This window comes from Microbacterium bandirmense (assembly GCF_037204185.1).
GTDB classification, from domain to species: domain Bacteria; phylum Actinomycetota; class Actinomycetes; order Actinomycetales; family Microbacteriaceae; genus Microbacterium; species Microbacterium bandirmense.
On sequence record NZ_JBBDGM010000002.1, the window covers coordinates 120,546 to 138,915 of the forward strand.

Genomic DNA, 18,370 nt, shown 5'->3' on the forward strand with positions numbered 1-18,370 from the left:
AGGAGCTTCTGCGTGGACGTGCTCGACATCGCCAGATGGCAGTTCGGAATCACGACCGTTTATCACTTCCTGATGGTGCCGCTGACGATCGGGCTGGGCATGATGGTCGCGATCATGCAGACCCGATGGGTGCGCACCGGTGACGAGAAGTTCCTGCGGATGACCAAGTTCTGGGGCAAGGTCTACCTGATCAACTTCATCGTCGGCGTCGCCACCGGACTCGTGCAGGAGTTCCAGTTCGGCATGGCGTGGAGCGAGTACTCGCGCTTCGTCGGCGACGTCTTCGGGGCACCCCTGGCGATGGAGGGCCTGCTCGCCTTCTTCGTCGAGTCGACCTTCCTGGGCATCTGGATCTTCGGCTGGGGACGCCTGCGCAAGGGCCTGCACCTCGCCGCGCTGTGGTGCGCCGTGATCGGCTCGTGGATCTCGGCGTACTTCATCATCGTCGCGAACTCGTGGATGCAGCACCCGGTCGGCGTTGAGATGGGCGCCGATGGCCGTCCGGTGATGACCGACATATGGGCCGTCCTCACCAACAGCACCGCGCTTGCGGCGTACACCCACACGATCTTCGGCGCACTGGTCGTGGCCGGGATGTTCCTGATCGGCATCTCGTGGTACCACCTGTGGCGGCGCCGCCACGACCGCATCGACACCGTCGACGACAGCGGTCACGTCGTGGTGGGGGAGTCGGATGCCGCACCGGGGCGCGACCGGAAGGATCACGGCGTCTGGATCTGGTCGCTGCGCCTGGGTGCGGTGGTCGCGATCCTCGGCTTCATGGGCACCGTCGTGTCCGGTGACATCCAGGGCAAGCTGATGTACGAGCAGCAGCCGATGAAGATGGCCGCCGCCGAAGCCGCCTGCCACACCGGCTCGTCGTTCTCAGTGCTCTCGCTCGGCGACCCCGGCTCGACCGACTGCGGCGACGTCGTCACGCTCATCGAGATCCCCGGCGTGCTGGGCTTCCTGGGCACGGGGGAGTGGGGCGCCGACATGCCGGGCATCCGCGATCTCGAGCCGCAGTACGTCGACCAGTACGGCGAGACGATCCCCGATGACGCGCTCTACGGCGCCCATGCCGGCACCGAGGTGAACTACGTGCCCGTCATGTGGGTGACCTACTGGGGCTTCCGCCTGATGATCGGGCTCGGTGGCATCGTCGCCTTCGGCGCTGTGGTCGCTCTGTGGCTGACCCGTCGCGGCACCGTGCCGCGCTCGCCGTGGATCATGCGACTCGCGCTGCTCGGCATCGTCGCGCCGTTCGCGGCGAACATCGCGGGCTGGATCTTCACCGAGCTCGGCCGTCAGCCGTTCGTCGTGGCGCCCAACCCCGATCCGTCCGGCATCGACGGGGTGTTCATGTTCACCGCCGCCGCCGTCTCACCGGGCGTGACCGCGGGCGAGATGCTCTTCTCGGTGATCACCCTGAGCGTCGTCTACGGCATCATGCTCGTGATCGAGGGGTACCTGATGGTCAAGTACGTCAGGGGCGGCGTCGCAGCATCCATGCCCGAATTGACGGCATCCGCATCCGCGGATGACGACGGAACCGACCCCGACAAGCGCGACGACGTGCTCGCTTTCGCGTACTGACCGGCTGATCCGAGAGGAATACGATCATGGAACCCCTTCCCATCGTCTGGTTCATCGCGATCGCCGTGCTCTGGATCGGCTATCTGCTGCTCGAGGGCTTCGACCTCGGCGTCGGCATGCACATGCTCTTCTCCACGCGCTCCGAACGCGACCGCCGGGTGATGCTCAACACCATCGGCCCGGTCTGGGACGGCAATGAGGTGTGGCTCATCACCGCCGGAGCGGCGATGTTCGCGGCCTTCCCCGCCTGGTACGCCTCGCTGTTCTCGACCCTGTACATACCGCTGACGATCGCCCTGGTCGGCCTGATCGTGCGCGCGGTGGGCATCGAGTACCGCGGCAAGATCCACACCGAGCGGTGGCGCACGTTCTGGACCTGGATGATCGGCCTCGGCTCGCTCATCGTCGCCTTCTGCATCGGCGCCGCCCTGGCGCTGACCTCGACCGGGCTGCCGATCGATGCGAACGGCGACCGGGTGGGCGGACCGTTCGTCTGGCTCACGGTGCCGGCCGTGCTCGGTGGCCTCGCCGTCGTCGGGTTCGCGCTGGCGCACGCCGCGACCTTCCTCGGTCTCAAGGCCGACGGCGTCGTGCGCGAAAGGGCCGGCGACTTCGCCGCGCGCTGGGCGCCGCTGTGCCTGGTGCCGGCCGCCGTATGGGCGCTCTGGGTGCAGTTCACCCACGGAGGCAGCCCGCTGTCGTGGACGTTCGTGGTGCTCGCCGTGGTTGCGGCGGTGCTCGGCTGGCTGGCCGCGCGTCGTCGCAACGAGGGCTACGCCTTCATCGGATACGCGGGGTTCGGGCTGTTCGGCGCCGCTGCGATCTTCGCCGGTCTCTTCCCGCTGCTGCTGCCGTCGACGGTCGACTCGGCCTTCGACCTCACGATCTGGAATGCCGCGAACGGGCCGTACACGCTCGGCGTGATGACGGTGATCGCGGCGGTCTCGCTGCCGGTGATCCTGCTCTACCAGGCGTGGAGCTACTGGATCTTCCGCAAGCGCGTCACCCCGGGCATGATCCCCGAGGTGCACATCGTGCTGCCTGCGGTGCTGCGCGCGCGGTGAGGCCGTGCTCGCGCGCTGGCGGAGTCGCGCGCCGTACGCCAGCCGCGGGTTTGTGCGCTTCGCGCGGATGAATTCCGAGATTCCGTCCGCGCGAAGCGCGCATTTCCGCGCGAAGCGCGCGGTGGCAGTGGGCGTTCACAGCCAGCCGGCGCACGGTTATCGTCGAGGCATGACTTTCGAACTCGACGACCTCCTCGCCGTGGAGCGCGAGGGCTGGGATGCCCTGTGCGGCTCGACCGGCGGCGCGTTCTACGGAGCCCTGATGACGCCGGACGCCGTGATGATCCTGGTGAACGGCCTGGTGCTCGATCGCGACGCGGTCGCCGCCTCGCTCGACGGCGCGCCATCGTGGGACCGGTACGAGCTCTCGGATGCCCGCATGATCCCGGTCGGCGGAGATTCGGCAGCACTCGTCTACCGTGCCCGCGCGGAGCGTCAGGCAGAGGAGCCGTTCGATGCCGTGATGACCAGCGTCTACGTGCTGATCGACGACCGCCCTCGTCTCGCGCTCTATCAGCAGACGACGGCCACCCACTGACCCTCGCAGGACACCCCTGACGGCCGAGGTACAGCAGCGTGCCGTCGGGGTCACGGACCTGTGCGACCCGCTCTCCCCACGGCATGTCCTCCGGCGGCGCGACCGGCACTGCGCCGGCTTCGACCGCTGCGGAATGCGCGCTGTCGACGTCGTCGACGTACAGCCAGATCGCCACGGCGTCGCCGCGGTCGATTTCGGATTCCGCTCCGATGCCGATCGCGCCGCCGCCCACCGTGAGCGCCATGTACACATCGCGCCCTTCGTGCTCGAAGCTGTCGTGCACAGCTGCGGAGAACGCTGCGGCAGGAGCGTCACAAGAGGACCTCGTGCCGCTGGCGCCGGCACCCGCCCGACGCCACGGCGCGACTGGTCTCGGGCGCGATCAGCGAAGGGTGAAGCCGCCGTCGGTGGTGAGCACCTGTCCGACGACCCACGAGCCCGCGTCGCTGCACAGCCAGCCGATCAGGCGGGCTGGATCGTCGGGCCGCCCGAACCGGCCGAACGGGGTGGATGCCAGGAACTCGGGCACCCATTCCAGATCGCGATCCGTGGTGTCGGCGTCGAGGTAGCCGGTGTTCACCGGGCCGGGATTGACGGTGTTCAGGACGATCCCGGCATCCAGCAACTCCGCCGCGACCGTCTTCGTGATGCCGGCGAGTGCCGCCTTGCTGGTCGCATAGGCCACCTCGCCGCGCATCGGGCCGTCGAGCTGGCCCGAGGTCATCCAGATCACGTGCCCGGTCGGCTTCGCGAACGGTCGCGCCGAGGGCAAGCGGTCGCCGGGGCGGGCGCTGGTGGCATCCGACTGCCCGAGCCGGGCACGAAGCCGGCGCGCGAAGCCGGCGGTGAGCAGCATCGACGCCCGCGCATTGGTCTGCCAATGCGCGTCGAGTGCGTCGGCGGTCATGTCGAAGATGCTGCCGTCGCCGCCGCTCAGCGCCTGGTTGCACACCAGGATGTCAAGCGAGCCGGTGAGGTTCGCGGCAGCATCCAACAGCGTCTCGATCTGCGCCGGATCGCGCAGGTCGGCGTGGAGATCGCCGAAAACGGCGCCCGGGACCAGCGCCGATCGGATGCCCTCGCGCACGGCATCCAGTTCATCCGCGCCCCACGGTTGGTCCTCGTCGTGCGGGCGGAAATGGTGGATGAACACGCTCGCGCCGAGCCGGGCGAGTTCGCGGGCGGTGGCGTAGCCGATGCCTTTGCGGCGGGATGCGCCGGTGATCAGGGCCGTGCGGCCCGAGAGAGGATGCTGCTGCATGGTGGGTCTTTCGTGTGGAGGATGCCGTGGCACGGCGGGGACGGAGGTGACTCACCTGCATTGCATGGCGTCCACGGTAGCAGTGCGGAGGGCTAGTCTGGCGGCATGATCTACGAGCACCTCGGGGCTCGGCCCCGCATCCACGACACCGCCGTCGTGGCGCCGACCGCTGTGATCTCGGGCGATGTCGAGATCGGCCCGAACTGTCAGGTGCTGCACGGCGCCGTGATCACCGCCGAGGGCGGGCCGATCACCCTGGGCGAGCATGTCATCGTGATGGAGAACGCGCTCATCCGCGCCACCGCGGCAGACGCCGTGCACATCGGTGACCACACGCTCATCGGCACCCTGGCGAGCATCGCCGGTGCGACCGTCGGCGAGGAGGTGTTCTTCGCGTCGGGCGCGCGCGTGTTCAACGGTGCCGTCGTCGGCCCGCGCTGTGAGATCCGCGTGAATGCGATCGTGCAGCGCAAGTCGGTGCTGCCCGAGGGCACGGTGCTGCCGATCGGATGGGTCGCCAGCGGAGACCCGGTGCAGTTGTTCTCACCCGATCAGGCCGACGAGATCGCCGCGGCGATGCCCGACCTCGACTTCCCCGGTCATGTCTTCGGCGTCGACCGGGATACGCCTGATCTGATGGTGCAGCTCACCGAGCGCTACGCCAGCTCACTGGCCCGCCACACCGACGACCACCAGGTGTAGCATCCACCAGCCTCGTCGAGGCCCCCTCTGCACGCCGACGCCCCCTCTGAAACGCGCCTCTCAGAGGGGGCGCGGACGACCAGAGGGGGCGCCGGCGGAAGGGAAGAGGGTCAGATGACGCCCTGGGCGAGCATCGCATCGGCGACGCGCTCGAAGCCGGCGATGTTGGCGCCCGCGACGTAATCGCCGGGGGTCCCGTAGCGCTCGGCCGCACGGAACGACGCATCGTGGATGTCTGCCATGATGTCGCGCAGCTTCTGCTCGCTGTCGGCGAAGTTCCAGCGCTGACGCGAGGCGTTCTGGCTCATCTCGAGTGCCGAGGTCGCGACACCACCGGCGTTCGCGGCCTTGCCGGGGGCGAACAGCACAGAAGAGTCCTGGAACGCGCCGACGGCCTCGGGGGTCGACGGCATGTTGGCGCCTTCGGCGACCGCGCGCACGCCGTTGGCGATCAGCATCTGCGCCGAATCCAGGTTCAGCTCGTTCTGCGTGGCCGAGGGCACGGCGATGTCGACCGGGGTCTCCCAGACGTTGCCGCCCTCGACGAAGCGCGCACCAGGGCGGCGCTTGGCGTACTCGACGATGCGACCGCGCTCGACCTCCTTGATCTGGCGCAGCAGGCTCAGATCGATGCCGGCGTCGTCGACGATGTAGCCCGAAGAATCGGATGCCGTCACAGCGCGCGCTCCGAGCTGGGTGGCCTTCTCGATCGCGTAGATCGCGACGTTGCCCGAGCCCGACACCGCCACGCGCTTGCCCTCGAGGTTCTCGCCGTGCACGGCGAGCATCTCCTGTGCGAAGAACACCGCGCCGTATCCGGTGGCCTCGGTGCGCACCTGCGCGCCGCCCCAGCCGATGCCCTTGCCGGTGAGGATGCCCGACTCATGACGGTTCGTGATCTTGCGGTACATGCCGAACATGTAGCCGATCTCGCGGCCGCCGACGCCGATGTCACCCGCGGGGACGTCGGTGTGCTCGCCGATGTGGCGGAAGAGCTCGTTCATGAACGACTGGCAGAACCGCATCACCTCGGCCTCGCTCTTGCCGTGCGGGTCGAAGTTCGATCCGCCCTTGCCGCCGCCGATGCCCTGGCCGGTGAGCGCGTTCTTGAAGATCTGCTCGAACCCGAGGAACTTGATGATCGAGATGTTGACCGAGGGGTGGAAGCGCAGGCCGCCCTTGTACGGGCCCAGCGCCGAGTTGTACTGCACGCGGTAGCCGCGGTTCACCTGCAGCTTGCCGTTGTCGTCCATCCACGGCACCCGGAAGATGATCTGACGCTCGGGCTCGACCAGGCGCTCGAGCACGCCGTTGTCGAGGTATTCCGGGTGTCGCTCCAGCACGGGGCCGATCGAGTGCAGCACTTCGTGGACTGCCTGGTGGAACTCCGGCTCGTTGGGGTTGACGGCACGGACCGCGTCGAAGACGGGCTGTGCGGCAACGCTGAGCGGATGGAAGGCGGCAGTGGTATCGGTCACGCGTGAAGCTTTCTGAGGGGGGATGGGTGGGTGCGATCGTGTCGCGTGATGCGTAGCCGGGTCAGGCGGAAGATCTCACTTTAGCGCGCGAGACCGACCTCCCCCGACGACAAGTCGTGGGGATGCTATCACCCGGTGTTCTGCAGTCCGGCCGCGACCCCGCTGACCGAGAGCAGCAGCAGGCGCTGAACATCCGGATCCGCAGCGGGCGCCTCGGCATCCGAGCGCAGGGAACGCAGCGCCCGCAGCTGCAGCAGCGAGAGCGCGTCGACGTACGGGGTGCGCAGCTGCACGGCACGCTGCAGGATCGGCTTGTTCTCGAGCAGGCCGGCACCGCCGGTGAGGCGGATCACCCATTCGCGGGTGAGACGCAGCTCGTCGAGCACGATCTCGGCCAGGTCGTCGCGGTCCCCGAGTGAGAGGTATTCGCGGGCGATGCGCTCATCGGTCTTCGCCAGGCTCATCGCGACGTTGTCGACCATGGTGTGCAGCAGCGGCCACTCGCGGTACGCCTCGATGAGCGCCTGCTCGTCACCGACGGCCTCGAGTGCCGAGCCCAGGCCGAACCAGCCGGCCAGGTTGATGCGCGCCTGGGTCCAGGCGAACACCCACGGGATCGCCCGCAGGTCTTCGAGCGATTCGACCGACAGTCCACGGCGCGCGGGGCGCGAGCCCAGGGCGAGCAGGCCGATCTCCTCCATGGGCGTGACGGTCGCGAACCAGGGGGCGAAGCCCTGGGCGCCGACCAGCGAGAAGAACCGCTCGCGCGAGGCGACGTCCATCACCTGCGCGATGGGCGCGAAGCGCTCGGCGGCGCCGCTGGTGCGCTGCTCGACACTGGGCGACGAGGCCAGCAGCGTCGCGGCGGCGACCTGATCGATGTGCCGCATCGCGATGGCGGGCTCGCCGTAGCGGGCGAAGATCACCTCGCCCTGCTCGGTGAGCTTGAAGCGACCGTCGACCGAGTGCGGCGGCTGCGCGAGGATCGCCGAGTTCGCCGGTCCGCCGCCGCGGCCGAGTGCACCGCCGCGGCCGTGGAAGAGCGTGAGTCGGATGCCAGATTCCACGGCCCACTGCGCGATGTCGCGCTGCGCCTCGTACAGGGCGAGGTTCGCGGCGACCGGGCCGACGTCCTTCGACGAGTCGGAGTAGCCGAGCATGACCTCGAGTCGGTTGCCGGTGGCCTCGAGCCGCGCGCGGAAATCGGGGTCCTGCACGACCTCGGCGAGGATCCCGGGGGCGGCCTGCAGGTCGGCGAAGGTCTCGAACAGCGGCACGACGTCGAGCACGGGCGCGTCGTCGCCGAGCGCGTACCGTGCGAGCCGGCGCACGGCGATCAGATCGGCGGCCGAGCGGGTGAACGAGACGACGTAGCGGCCGGCCGCACGCAGCCCGTAGCGGCGCTGGATGTCGGCGACCGCGCGGAAGACCTCGAGCACCTCCTGCGTGCGCTCGCTGAGTTCGGCGCCGGCGTCGAGTTCGGCCAGGGCCTCGGCGTGCACCTGGGAGTGCTGGCGCACCTCCAGCTCGGTCAGGTGGAAGCCGTAGGTCTCCACCTGCCAGATCAGGTGCTGCAGGCCACCGAAGGCGTGGCGGCGCGCACCGGCATCCGCCAGCGAGCCCTGCACCGCGTGCAGATCAGCGAGCAGCTGCTCGGGGGCGGTGTACGCGCCCGGCTCCTCGGTGCGCGTGGCGTGCACGCGGTGCACGATCGCGAGCATGGTGCGACGGTGCGGCTCGTCGGGCGAGCGCTTGGCGATCTCGGCGGCGAGGGACGGATCCTGCTGCTCGAAGCCCTCCCAGATCGCGATCACCGCGGCGCTCGGGGGAGTGCCGTCGGCATCGAGGGTGAGGGTGCGGCCGATGCGCTCGATGGCGCGCTCTAGTCCGCGCAGCACGTGCTCCGACGCGATCTGCGCCGCCTCACGGGTGACTGATGCTGTGACGAACGGGTTGCCGTCGCGGTCGCCGCCGACCCACGAGCCGATCCGCACGAACGCGGGAACGACCGGGGCGCTCGCGCCCGACTCGTCGCCGCGCAGGGCGTCGTCGATGCGGCGGTACACGTGCGGCACGGTGGTGAACAGGGTCTCGTCGAAGACGCCCATCACGGTGCGCACCTCGTCGGTGGGGCTCGGCTTCTCGGCGCGCAGCGGAGCGGTGCGCCACAGCGTGTCGATCTCCTCCAGCATCCGACGCACCGCGCGCTGCTCCTCGGCGCCGCCGGCGCTGGCGTCGTCGTGCTGTCCGAGCAGATCCGAAAGGCGTCGGATGCTGCCCGACACCGCCCGGCGACGCGCCTCGGTCGGGTGGGCGGTGAAGACGGGGTGGAAGCGCAGCTCGGCGAGACGCTCGCGGGCAGCATCCTCACCGATCTCGTCACGCAGCTTCGCGAACGCGGTGGCGACGGTGTCGGTGGCTTGGGTCCCTGAGCCTGTCGAGCGGCCGGGCTGGCCGGCGCGCTCGCGCAGCACCCGCACGCGCTGGTGCTCCTCGGCGAGGTTGACCAGATGGAAGTAACAGGTGAAGGCGCGGGCGACCTCGTCGGCGCGCTCGATCGTGAACGACTCGGCGATGGATGCGGCGCGCTCGAACGCCTCGGGGCCCTCGGCGTCGGATGCCTGGATCGTCGCCAACCGCAGTCGCTCGACGTCGTCGTACAGGCCTGGGGAGCCCGACTCGCGCAGCACCTGACCCAGCAGTCCGCCCAGCATGCGCACGTCCGCGCGCATGGCCTCGGGAATGCCGTTCGACGCCTCGAATCGGGTGATGACGCGGATGGCTTCGGTGTTCGTGGGCTCGGAAGACATTCTTCGAGCGTATCCCCGAGTCCGTTCGATCCCGCGCCACGTGACGACCGCGGCATACGATGGAGGTGATGCGCATCTCGGACAACCCTCTGCGGGGGCAGCAGTTCCCCGCGGCACTTCTTCTGATCGCAGCCGGCCTCGGCCTGCTGCTGGCCAACCTGCCCACACACGACGCGATCGCCGCGGTGCTCGACGCGCACATCGCGATCCCCGGCACCGACCTCGATCTGTCGATCGCACACTGGGTGTCGGACGGGCTCCTCGCGATCTTCTTCATCGTCGTCGCCATCGAGCTGCGTCATGAGCTGACCCATGGCGAACTCGACTCGCCGCGCAAGGCGCTGCAGCCGGCGATCGCCGCCGCGGGCGGTGTGCTCGTGCCGATCGCGGTCTACCTGCTGATCGCCGGTGCCGACCCTGCGACCTCCGGTGGCTGGCCTATCCCGACCGCAACCGACATCGCCTTCGCACTCGGCGTGCTTGCGATGTTCGGCAAGGGCCTGCCGCCGGCCGTGCGGGTGTTCCTGCTTGCGCTGGCGATCCTCGATGACATCATCGGCATCGTCTTCATCGCCGTGCTGTTTGCCCATGACGTGAACTGGGTGATGTTCGCGCTCGCCGTGGTGGGTGTCATCGTCTTCGCGCTGCTCAGCAGGGTCGTGGCGAAGAGCGGCTCCGCGGGCATCGGGGTGCTGATGGGCGTGATCGGCGTCGTGACGTGGGGGCTGATGGCGACATCCGGCATCCACGCGACCATCGCCGGAGTGCTGCTGGGGCTGTTCATGTCGCCCGCGCCGGCCGAGAAGCTGCGCCACGGGCTCGAGCCCACCGTGAACGGCGTGATCCTGCCGGTGTTCGCCTTCGTGGCGGCGTTCGTCGTGATCCCGCAGGTCGCTCCGTCCGAGCTGTCGCCGGCGTTCTGGGCGATCCTGATCGCCCTGCCGGTCGGCAAGATCATCGGCATCGGACTGTTCGGCTGGATCGCCATGCGCATCAAGCCGAAGGGTGCGGCGCCGGCGATGGTGTTCCCCGATCTGCTCGCGGCGGGAACGCTCGGCGGCATCGGATTCACGGTGTCACTGCTTCTCGCCAATCTCGCGTTCGCCGAGGACCGGATGCTGCGCGACGAGGCGATCCTGGGCGTGCTGGGCGGTTCGCTGATCGCCCTGATCCTGTCGGGCATCATCGTCTCGGCCCGGGCCCGTCACTACCGCGTGCTCGCCGCGGCTGCGGAGTGAGGGGAACCGCATGACGGATCCGCTGCAGGAGCCCGATGCGCTGCGCGGCGCCGCCGAGACGATGCGTCAGGTGCGCGAGCGGTGCGTCTGGTCGCAGCGCATCACGCACCGCGATCTCGTGCCGTACCTCATCGAGGAATCGCATGAGGTGATCGACGCCGTCGATGGCGGCTCGGCGGACGAGCTGCGCGAAGAGCTCGGCGACCTGCTGTGGCAGGTGCTGTTCCACTCGGCGATCGCCGCCGAGCAGAGCGGCTTCGACATCGACGACGTGGCGCGCGGGCTCACCGAGAAGATGGTGCGACGGCATCCGCACGTGTTCTCGGATGCTGTCGCCACGACGCCCGAAGAGGTGCTCGTGCACTGGAACGCGGCGAAGGCCGCAGAGAAGCGCGAGCGGACCAGCGTGCTCGACGGGGTGCCTGCGGGCATGCCGGCTCTGGCCCGCGCACAGAAGGTGCTCGGGCGCGCGGCGCGCCTCCCGGTCGTTGAGCGCCCTTCGTCTCGTCGCGCCGCTCCTCGCTCAGGAACCGATGCTGAATCCCCGGTTCCTGAGCGAGCGCAGCGAGACGAAGGGCCGGCATCCGAATCCGCACTCGGCGACGCCCTGCTCGCCCTCGTAGCCCACGCCCGCGCGAACGGCTGGGACGCCGAGCGCGCCCTCCGCGAGCGCACGCGCGCTCTCGAGGACGAGGTGCGCGCCGCGGAATCGGCTGCTCGCCGGCCCTGAAAGGAGAAAAACCCGGCCGTCGGGGTGCCTTCAGCCGTGAATTCCTCCTTTCAACGCTCGAATCCCTGGTTCGCGAGGCGGTACGAGGTGCCCGCCGGATCGCGCGTGAGGATGCCGTGATCGACGAGCGCCCTGCGCAGCCGAGCGGTGTCGGTCGTCAGTGCGTCCAGCCGCGTGCCCAGTTCCGCCTCGGTGAGGGTCTCGTCAGCCGCGAGGATACGCCCCGCGAGGAATTGCAGGAAGCTGTCGCGCTCGTCGTGCTGCGAGGGATACCGGTCGATGCGCGAATGAGGCGTGCGATTCAGCATCCGACATGTCATCCACTCTGCCAGTCGGCCGCATGCCGCGGGCTCGCGGCGTGCTCACAGATCCAGATGGTCGCTAAGCCAGCTCTGAATCTGCAAGAAGGTCGCTTCGTCGACCCGACCGAGGTCGCCGTGCAGTCGATCGCGTGAGACGGCGCGCAGTTGCTCGGTCATCGCCCACGACGGCACCGGAAGAGTGCTGATCGGAACATGATTCGGCCAGCGGCGGTTCACAGATGTGACGGGCAGGATGATGGCGAGGGCATCGACCACGTGAAGGTAGCTTCTGCCGGCGACGACCACAGCGGGGCGGCGGCCGGCCTGCTCGCGGCCAACGGTCGGGTCGGGGTCCATCCACACGATGTCACGAGGCGCGAGTTCAGGATTCGGCGGCACGGTCCCACCACGCGATTTCCTCGCGGTAACTCTGCCATTCCTCCGGAGTGGTGTTCTTCATCGCCTCGCGCATCTGCTCGAAGCGGTGGGCCCGCAGTTCTCGCTCCAGCAGCTTCTCCAGATATGAACCAATGGTCCTGTTCTCGGCGCGTGCCTGCTCCTTGAGGCGGTCTCGCAGATCGGTGGAGACCTTGATCGTCGTCGTGGTCATACTTTGAGTATACCGTGAGGGATACTTCGCGGACCTGGAAAGATGGATGCGTGGCAAACGTGAACCCGCCGCGCGGAATGCGCGACTTCCTTCCCGCTGACAAGGCCCGGCGCGAGCGTGTGCTCGCCGTCATCCGCGAGCGCTACCGCGCGCACGGCTTCGACGAGATCGAGACGCCGGTCGTCGAGGAGCACGGGCGCCTTCACGCCGGGATCGGCGGAGACAACGAGAAGCTGTCGTACAGCATCCTCCGTCGCGGGCTGGATGCCGACGGCATCCGCGCTGCCGCCGACGACCCGGCGGCTCTGAGCGATCTCGGTCTGCGCTACGACCTCACCGTGCCGCTCGCGCGCTTCTACGCGACCAACCGCGGTCAGCTTCCGACGGTGTTCCGGTCGATCCAGATCGGGCCGGTCTGGCGTGCCGAACGCCCGCAGAAGGGACGCTATCGCCAGTTCGTGCAGTGCGACATCGACATCATGGGCGACGACTCGGCACGCGCCGAGGCCGAGCTGATCGTCGCCTCGCTCGACACGATCGACGCACTCGGGCTCGAGGGTGGCGTGGTGCGGGTGAACGACCGTCGCGCGCTGGATTGGATGCTGGACTCGTTCGGCTTCGCCGAAGACGAGCGACCCGGCGTGCTGATCACGATCGACAAGCTCGACAAGGTCGGTGCCGACGGTGTCGCCGAAGAGCTGCGCGGGCGCGGCGTCACCCCGGCGGCCGTCGACGCGTTCGAGGCGTTCCTGAAGCGCCCGAAGACGCTGGAGTACAACCCGTACGGCGAGCGTCAGATCCGCAAGGCACTGCCCGAGGGCGCGCCCGACGAGATCGTCGCGCACCTCGTCTCGCTGGGCGAGGCTGTCACCGCCGCTCGATCGGATGCGGGTGAGCCGCCCCTGATCTACGACCCGTTCCTGGTGCGGGGGATGGGCTACTACACCGGCACGATCTTCGAGCTCGCCCACCCGTCGGTGGACTACTCGCTGGGCGGCGGCGGACGCTACGACGGCATGATCGGGCGCTTCCTCGGCCAGCAGGTGCCGGCCGTGGGCTTCTCGATCGGATTCGAGCGCATCGTTGACCTGGTCGCTGAGCTCGAGGCCGAGTCCGCGCAGGCCGTCGTGCTGGTGCACGATGCCGACGTGCCGGTCGCCGAGCTGCTGGCGCACAAGGCGGCGCTGCTGCGCGAGGGCGATGTCGCGCGCGTGCGCCTGGAGCGTCGCCCCAAGAACCTGAAGGCGCTGCTGGAGCGCGCGTCGGCCGACGGTTACACCGGGTTCGCGGCTCTGCGCGCCGGTGACGCCGTCGGCGATCTCGAGGTCAAGCCGCTGTCCTGACCCGGGCGCGCGCACCTGTGCGTGCCGCCCGGATCAGGTCGGGGTCAGCTCTGCTGCGCCGCCCACTCCGCCACGCGTGCGGCGGATTCCTCTTCGGAGAGATCCTCGACGCGGCTCATCACCGACCAGCGCACGCCGAAGGGATCGCGGATGCTGGCGAACCGATCGCCCGAGACGAAGTCCGACGGCGCTTCGCGCACGGTCGCGCCCGCCTTGACGGCGCGGGCGACGACGGCATCCACGTCCGGCACGTACAGCCCCATCGAGTAGCAGTCGTCCTCACCCTGCGGTGGCGCGACCAGGTGGTAGGCAGGGGAGGGCTCGCCGAGCTGCAGCATCCCCATGCCGAAATCGAGGTCGGCGTGCACGACGACGCCGTCGAACTCGGTGACGTCGACGACGCGCGCGCCGAACACGTCGCGGTAGAAGACGATCGCGTCGGCCGCGCCCGGGATGGCGAGGAAGGGTGTGAGCGAGGTGGAGCCGTTGGGGCGCCCGTTCGTGGTGTGTGCGCCGGTCAGGCCGGCTGTCTGCGTGGTCATGCTTTGACGGTACGAGCGCGACCGGAGGCGGCGCTTGAAGATTCGCGACACGATGTCGCTGCACTTGTCTTCGTAGCGCCTGGTATCGAGCCTTGCGTTGAAGGCGTCGTGGATGGCGGCCGCGGTGAGCTCGGCGGTGCGGGCTCATGTGAGAATCAAAATCAAGCAGGCACACCGACGCCCAACGCTCAGCCCCAAACGCCGACGAAAGATCGAGGTTAGAGAAGATTTGCCTCAGCGCGCAGGGATGCCTTGCAGCTGAGAAGTGCTGTAAGGAGTCAGCTGGTCTCCATCGGTTGAGGTTGGTGCGAAGCCGGACTCAGCTTGCGTGAAGATACCAGCCGGCCCACCTGTTGTGTAAAAGCCCTGGAGGTCGCTGAGCCCGCTGTCAGTGAGCAGGAGCAGATACGTCTTACCCTCCTGAAGCAGTTGATAAGGAGTCTCCCAACCCTTACCGCCAAGCTGTATCACAGTGATGGTACCGCCTGGCTTCACCTGCACCGCAGAGGGGCTCGTCAACCTTGATGCCAGCCCATCTGGCGCGTAGCTTACTTCGACTTTCACTTCCGAGAACGTCGTTGGCGCCATGTCGTCGCCCAGTTGTTTCTCTGACTGCGAGACGACTGTACCGGTGACCATCGCGTCGCTCGATGCCACGAGCGCATTGTTTGACGAGTAGATCTCATGTCGGGCACCCTCAAGTGTCCTTTCTGACGGCGCGCATCCAAACAAGGCGGAAGCTACCACTGCTCCAACAAAAGCAGGCACCAGGCGCCGAATCAACTTCGTGTTCACGGTGTCCTCCTTGTGATCTAATAAATCGAGTTCATGCCGGCTTTGTCGTCGCTCTGCGGGGTGTAGTAGCCAAAGTTGTTATACACACACGCTGGACAGTTGTACATCATCTGCATGTTCATGGTCACGTGGTTTAGTCCGAGTGTGTGTCCGAATTCGTGAACGGCAATCGCCTTCAGTTTGTTGACGGCCATGCCGCTTGTGTAGTGAGTGTTGAACCACCACTCGGCCGAGATCGAGACATTCAGGATCGGGCAGTTCCACACCGCGTAACCGTCGTATCCATCGGCTCCCTTGTTCTTGGATGATGCCTTGAGGTTGGAAGCGTAGGACATGGTCATGTCTATATCGGTTGACGAGCTCCATGACGCAGCCGCGGCATTCGCAGCTGTGGCGTAGTTCCCGGTTACCGCTCGATTCCACGTAACCGGGCTGTTCGGCCAATAGCAGCCGGTCTTCACGTACGCCATCGCAGGCCCTGGGAACATGATGACTGCGAGCACCAGCAGTGCCGTGGTGACGAGGGCGATGCCGCGAGGGTGCCCCGGTCTTCCTGTCGATGTCTGCATCTCGGACCACCAATCCACTTCATTGTCTTCATGGCTAGAGCCAAACGGCCTCCTGTCTGCGCCATACTGGCCACGATGGAGGCTGTTGTCAATGACCCGACTTGACTCACGTAAAATCCTCCTCCGCGCTCGTCAAGCAATGGCGCGGCATCGCCACCCGCTACGACAAACTCGCCATCAGCTACCGCGCAGCCGCAGTCCTCCACGCCGACCTCACCTGGGCCCCCCTAATAGGAGACATGGCCTAGTGTCGAAGACGTGATCGACGCGCGACGCGGGGTGCTGTTCCCTGATCGGATGCCGCAGTTCCACCGGCTGGCTCCGGCCCCCGCCGCGGCCGAGCTGGTGGCGTGGTTCTGGATCCCCGAATGGGACCTGCCGGTGGGGGAGGTCTCGCGACAGGATGTCGTGGCCTACCCCGCACTGAACCTGGTGATCTCGCCCGAGGGGGCGCAGCTCGTCGGCCCCACAACCAGGGCCACCCACCGCGACCTCACCGGCCGCGGCTGGGCGGTCGGCGCGCTACTGCGCCCGGCCGGTGCCGCGGCGCTCACCGACCAGCCCGCCGACCTGCGCGATGCGCAGGTCTCGCTGCCGGCGTCCGCGCTCGTCGAGGAGGTCACCTCGTCGATGGCCAGACCCGATCGCCTCACCGCGGTCGTCGAGATCGTCTCGCGCTGGCTGGTGCATCAGAAGGGCGGGATCTCGGATGCTGACCGCCAGGCGAACGACATGGCGGAGCTGCTGATGACCGACGACACGGTGCGCACCGCCGAGCAGGCGGCCGTCAGGCTCGCCATGTCACTGCGCACGCTGCAGCGGATGGCGCACCGGTATGTGGGGCTTCCGCCGCTGGCGATGATCCGCCGCCGACGGCTGCAGGAGGCGGCGCAGCGTCTGCGGGATGACCCCGGCAGTGATCTGAGCGCGCTCGCCGCAGAACTCGGGTACGCCGACCACGCCCATCTGACGGCGGACTTCCGCAGGGTGATGGGCATGCCGCCCAGCGGCTATCGGGAGCGCCTGTGAGGGTGTTCCGTCCCCCGTGCGACGCGCAGCCGCAGCATCCGATAGCCGACGCCGAGCAGCACCACGCCCGTGCCGATCAGTGATGCGACCAGCGGCAGGGTGTTGACCAGCAGCAGGCACCCGAGCGCACCGACGACCTGCAGGAACCGCGGGTACCGGCGCACCTCGCCGGTCTGGCGGAACGCCGCGGCGTTCGCGATCAGGTAGTACAGCAGCACCCCGAACGACGAGAAGCCGATCGCTCCGCGCAGGTCGGCGACGAGCACGATCCCGATGACGATCAGGCCGATCGCGATCTCGGCGCGGCGCGGCACCTGCCAGCGCGCATCGATGTGCGCCAGGAACCGCGGCAGATCAGACTCCCGAGCCATGGCGAGCGTGGTGCGGCCGATTCCGGTCAGCAGGGCGAGCAGCGCCCCGAGTGAGGCGGCGGCCGCGGCGACCCGAACCACGGGTTCAAGCCCTGTCCATCCCGCGGCGGTCACGACGTCAGCGATCGGGTGGGCGCTGCCGATGGCATCCGCGCCCAGCGTCAGCGTGACCGCGACGGCGATCAGTACGTACACGACCACCGCGCCCGACAGGGCCAGCACGATCGCGCGCGGGATCGTGCGGGCCGGGTCGGTGACCTCCTCACCCATGGTCGCGATGCGCGCATAACCGGCGAAGGCGAAGAACAGCAGGCCGGCTCCCTGCAGCACGCCGTAGGCCGTGGCATCCGGCAGGGGAGTGGGCGATGCGGTCGGCGCGGCCGTGAAGCCCGCAGTGACGACGACCGCGAGACCGATCAGTGAGATCACCACGAGGATGCGTGTCAGCAGGGCCGTGCGCGTGACGCCGAAGCAGTTCACCGTCACCAGGGCCGCTACCGCGAGAACGGCGACCGGCGTGCGCCACTGCTCGGGCACCGCGTAGGCGGCGAACGTCATCGCCATCGCGGCGCAGCTGGCGATCTTGCCGATCACGAAGCACCATCCGGCGATGAACCCCGACCATGGGCCGATCTCGGCGCGGGCGTACGCGTACGTGCCGCCGGCGACGGGGTGCACGGCGGCGAGCTGCGCCGACGAGGTCGCGTTGCAGAACGCGACGACGGCGGCGATGGCGAGGGCGATGAGGATGCCGGAGCCGGCGACCCCGAGAGCGGGCGACCACACGGCGAACACTCCGGCGCCGATCATGGATCCGAGGCCGATGGCGACGGCGTCGGCGAGGTTCAGGCGGCGCGCAAGGGGCATCCGCTCATCGTGCCACCGTGCGGTGAACGGTGGGTGTCCTACGCGTCGCGGGCCGCGGTGACCCGCTTCTTCTCGCGCACGTAGACCTCACGGCGCACCCGGGCGACGGTATCGCCGTCAGCGTCCTTGATCTCGGTCTCGAACCATTCGAGCACCTTCGCCCCGCCGTGGGCGCGTTCGCGCAGTTCGGCCGCCTTCTCGGGGGAGACGTGGAAGTGCGCGGTGAGCACACCGCGGCCCGGCTTGACGAACTCGATCTCGCCGCGGGTATCCCAGACGACGTAGTCACGGCCGAGCTGGTGCATCACGAGCATGAAGAAGTACGGGTCGGTCATCGCCGACATCGATCCGCCGAAGGCCGTCTTCACGTAATTGCGGGTGAACAGGTTCACGTGCAGTTCGACGGTGGCGTGCGTCCAGTCGTCGGCGAAGCGGCGGACACGGATGCCGCTGCACAGGTTCGGGATCCACAGGCTCATGCCGATGGCGAGACGGCGGGGAGTGATGCGCATGCCGCCAGTCTTG

19 protein-coding genes and 2 pseudogenes are annotated in these 18,370 nt (G+C 68.3%); 9 read left to right on the top strand and 12 right to left on the bottom strand.

All coding sequences use genetic code 11. The features are described 5' to 3' along the window. Positions 1 to 12: 12 nt before the first annotated feature. The 3 genes from WDU99_RS02550 to WDU99_RS02560 all read left to right on the top strand — a co-directional run bounded on the left by WDU99_RS02550 (position 13) and on the right by WDU99_RS02560 (position 3,198). A complete protein-coding gene (locus WDU99_RS02550; protein WP_337330874.1) occupies positions 13 to 1,596 on the top strand; it encodes a cytochrome ubiquinol oxidase subunit I in 1,584 nt (527 codons plus the stop codon). Between the two features lie 26 nt (positions 1,597 to 1,622). Beyond that, entirely contained in the window at positions 1,623 to 2,660 is a 1,038-nt protein-coding gene (cydB, locus tag WDU99_RS02555; RefSeq protein ID WP_337330875.1) for a cytochrome d ubiquinol oxidase subunit II, read from the top strand. A gap of 169 nt (positions 2,661 to 2,829) precedes the next feature. Beyond that, positions 2,830 to 3,198, top strand: a complete 369-nt coding sequence (locus WDU99_RS02560) for a nuclear transport factor 2 family protein (RefSeq protein ID WP_337330876.1) — start codon at positions 2,830 to 2,832, stop codon at positions 3,196 to 3,198. Between the two features lie 43 nt (positions 3,199 to 3,241). Here WDU99_RS02560 and WDU99_RS17255 read toward each other — a convergent pair. After that, positions 3,242 to 3,442: pseudogene (locus WDU99_RS17255) on the bottom strand (VOC family protein); the annotation flags it as partial. Between the two features lie 138 nt (positions 3,443 to 3,580). Then, positions 3,581 to 4,459, bottom strand: coding sequence for an SDR family oxidoreductase (locus WDU99_RS02565; RefSeq protein WP_337330877.1), 879 nt, complete (start codon positions 4,457 to 4,459; stop codon positions 3,581 to 3,583). A 105-nt stretch (positions 4,460 to 4,564) separates the two neighbouring features. Between WDU99_RS02565 and WDU99_RS02570 the strand changes: the two genes are divergently transcribed. Then, positions 4,565 to 5,161: a gamma carbonic anhydrase family protein gene (locus WDU99_RS02570; protein ID WP_337330878.1), complete on the top strand. Its 597-nt coding sequence runs from the start codon at positions 4,565 to 4,567 to the stop codon at positions 5,159 to 5,161. Between the two features lie 110 nt (positions 5,162 to 5,271). Here WDU99_RS02570 and gdhA read toward each other — a convergent pair whose 3' ends face one another. Continuing rightward, entirely contained in the window at positions 5,272 to 6,639 is a 1,368-nt protein-coding gene (gene gdhA / locus WDU99_RS02575; RefSeq protein WP_337330879.1) for an NADP-specific glutamate dehydrogenase, read from the bottom strand. Positions 6,640 to 6,767: 128 nt separating this feature from the next. Further along, complete coding sequence (locus WDU99_RS02580) at positions 6,768 to 9,449, bottom strand: phosphoenolpyruvate carboxylase (protein ID WP_337330880.1); 2,682 nt, start codon at positions 9,447 to 9,449, stop codon at positions 6,768 to 6,770. Positions 9,450 to 9,517: 68 nt separating this feature from the next. On the opposite strand from WDU99_RS02580, the gene nhaA reads away from it, so the two are divergent. After that, complete coding sequence (gene nhaA / locus WDU99_RS02585) at positions 9,518 to 10,687, top strand: Na+/H+ antiporter NhaA (RefSeq protein WP_337330881.1); 1,170 nt, start codon at positions 9,518 to 9,520, stop codon at positions 10,685 to 10,687. A gap of 10 nt (positions 10,688 to 10,697) precedes the next feature. Further along, the gene (locus WDU99_RS02590) at positions 10,698 to 11,417 is read left to right on the top strand and encodes a MazG family protein (RefSeq protein ID WP_337330882.1); all 720 of its coding nucleotides are present in this window, start codon (positions 10,698 to 10,700) and stop codon (positions 11,415 to 11,417) included. Between the two features lie 50 nt (positions 11,418 to 11,467). Here WDU99_RS02590 and WDU99_RS02595 read toward each other — a convergent pair whose 3' ends face one another. Genes WDU99_RS02595 through WDU99_RS02605 form a run of 3 tightly spaced genes read right to left on the bottom strand, consistent with a single transcriptional unit; the run spans position 11,468 to position 12,329 of the window. Beyond that, complete coding sequence (locus WDU99_RS02595) at positions 11,468 to 11,725, bottom strand: DUF2087 domain-containing protein (protein WP_337330883.1); 258 nt, start codon at positions 11,723 to 11,725, stop codon at positions 11,468 to 11,470. A 54-nt stretch (positions 11,726 to 11,779) separates the two neighbouring features. After that, positions 11,780 to 12,118, bottom strand: a complete 339-nt coding sequence (locus WDU99_RS02600) for a type II toxin-antitoxin system PemK/MazF family toxin (protein ID WP_337330884.1) — start codon at positions 12,116 to 12,118, stop codon at positions 11,780 to 11,782. After that, entirely contained in the window at positions 12,102 to 12,329 is a 228-nt protein-coding gene (locus WDU99_RS02605; RefSeq protein WP_337330885.1) for a hypothetical protein, read from the bottom strand. The genes WDU99_RS02600 and WDU99_RS02605 overlap by 17 nt, the downstream gene beginning before the upstream one ends. 77 nt (positions 12,330 to 12,406) lie before the next feature. On the opposite strand from WDU99_RS02605, the gene hisS reads away from it, so the two are divergent. Continuing rightward, a complete protein-coding gene (gene hisS / locus WDU99_RS02610; protein WP_337331103.1) occupies positions 12,407 to 13,672 on the top strand; it encodes a histidine--tRNA ligase in 1,266 nt (421 codons plus the stop codon). 44 nt (positions 13,673 to 13,716) lie between these two features. Here the strand turns inward: hisS and WDU99_RS02615 are convergent, their stop codons facing one another. The 3 genes from WDU99_RS02615 to WDU99_RS02625 all read right to left on the bottom strand — a co-directional run bounded on the left by WDU99_RS02615 (position 13,717) and on the right by WDU99_RS02625 (position 15,578). Next, positions 13,717 to 14,214: a VOC family protein gene (locus WDU99_RS02615; RefSeq protein ID WP_337330886.1), complete on the bottom strand. Its 498-nt coding sequence runs from the start codon at positions 14,212 to 14,214 to the stop codon at positions 13,717 to 13,719. A gap of 234 nt (positions 14,215 to 14,448) precedes the next feature. Beyond that, positions 14,449 to 15,009, bottom strand: coding sequence for a hypothetical protein (locus WDU99_RS02620; protein ID WP_337330887.1), 561 nt, complete (start codon positions 15,007 to 15,009; stop codon positions 14,449 to 14,451). Between the two features lie 17 nt (positions 15,010 to 15,026). Then, positions 15,027 to 15,578 (bottom strand): matrixin family metalloprotease, encoded by a 552-nt coding sequence (locus tag WDU99_RS02625; protein WP_337330888.1) that lies wholly within the window; start codon positions 15,576 to 15,578, stop codon positions 15,027 to 15,029. Positions 15,579 to 15,709: 131 nt separating this feature from the next. Here WDU99_RS02625 and WDU99_RS02630 point away from each other — a divergent pair. Further along, positions 15,710 to 15,826: pseudogene (locus tag WDU99_RS02630) on the top strand (IS5/IS1182 family transposase); the annotation flags it as partial. Between the two features lie 10 nt (positions 15,827 to 15,836). Further along, positions 15,837 to 16,607, top strand: coding sequence for an AraC family transcriptional regulator (locus tag WDU99_RS02635; RefSeq protein ID WP_337330889.1), 771 nt, complete (start codon positions 15,837 to 15,839; stop codon positions 16,605 to 16,607). Here the strand turns inward: WDU99_RS02635 and WDU99_RS02640 are convergent. Further along, positions 16,589 to 17,845 (bottom strand): APC family permease, encoded by a 1,257-nt coding sequence (locus WDU99_RS02640; protein ID WP_337330890.1) that lies wholly within the window; start codon positions 17,843 to 17,845, stop codon positions 16,589 to 16,591. The two genes, WDU99_RS02635 and WDU99_RS02640, sit on opposite strands and share 19 nt — an antisense overlap. Positions 17,846 to 17,883: 38 nt before the next feature. Next, entirely contained in the window at positions 17,884 to 18,357 is a 474-nt protein-coding gene (locus WDU99_RS02645) for a DUF4442 domain-containing protein (RefSeq protein WP_337330891.1), read from the bottom strand. Between the last annotated feature and the right edge of the window lie 13 nt (positions 18,358 to 18,370).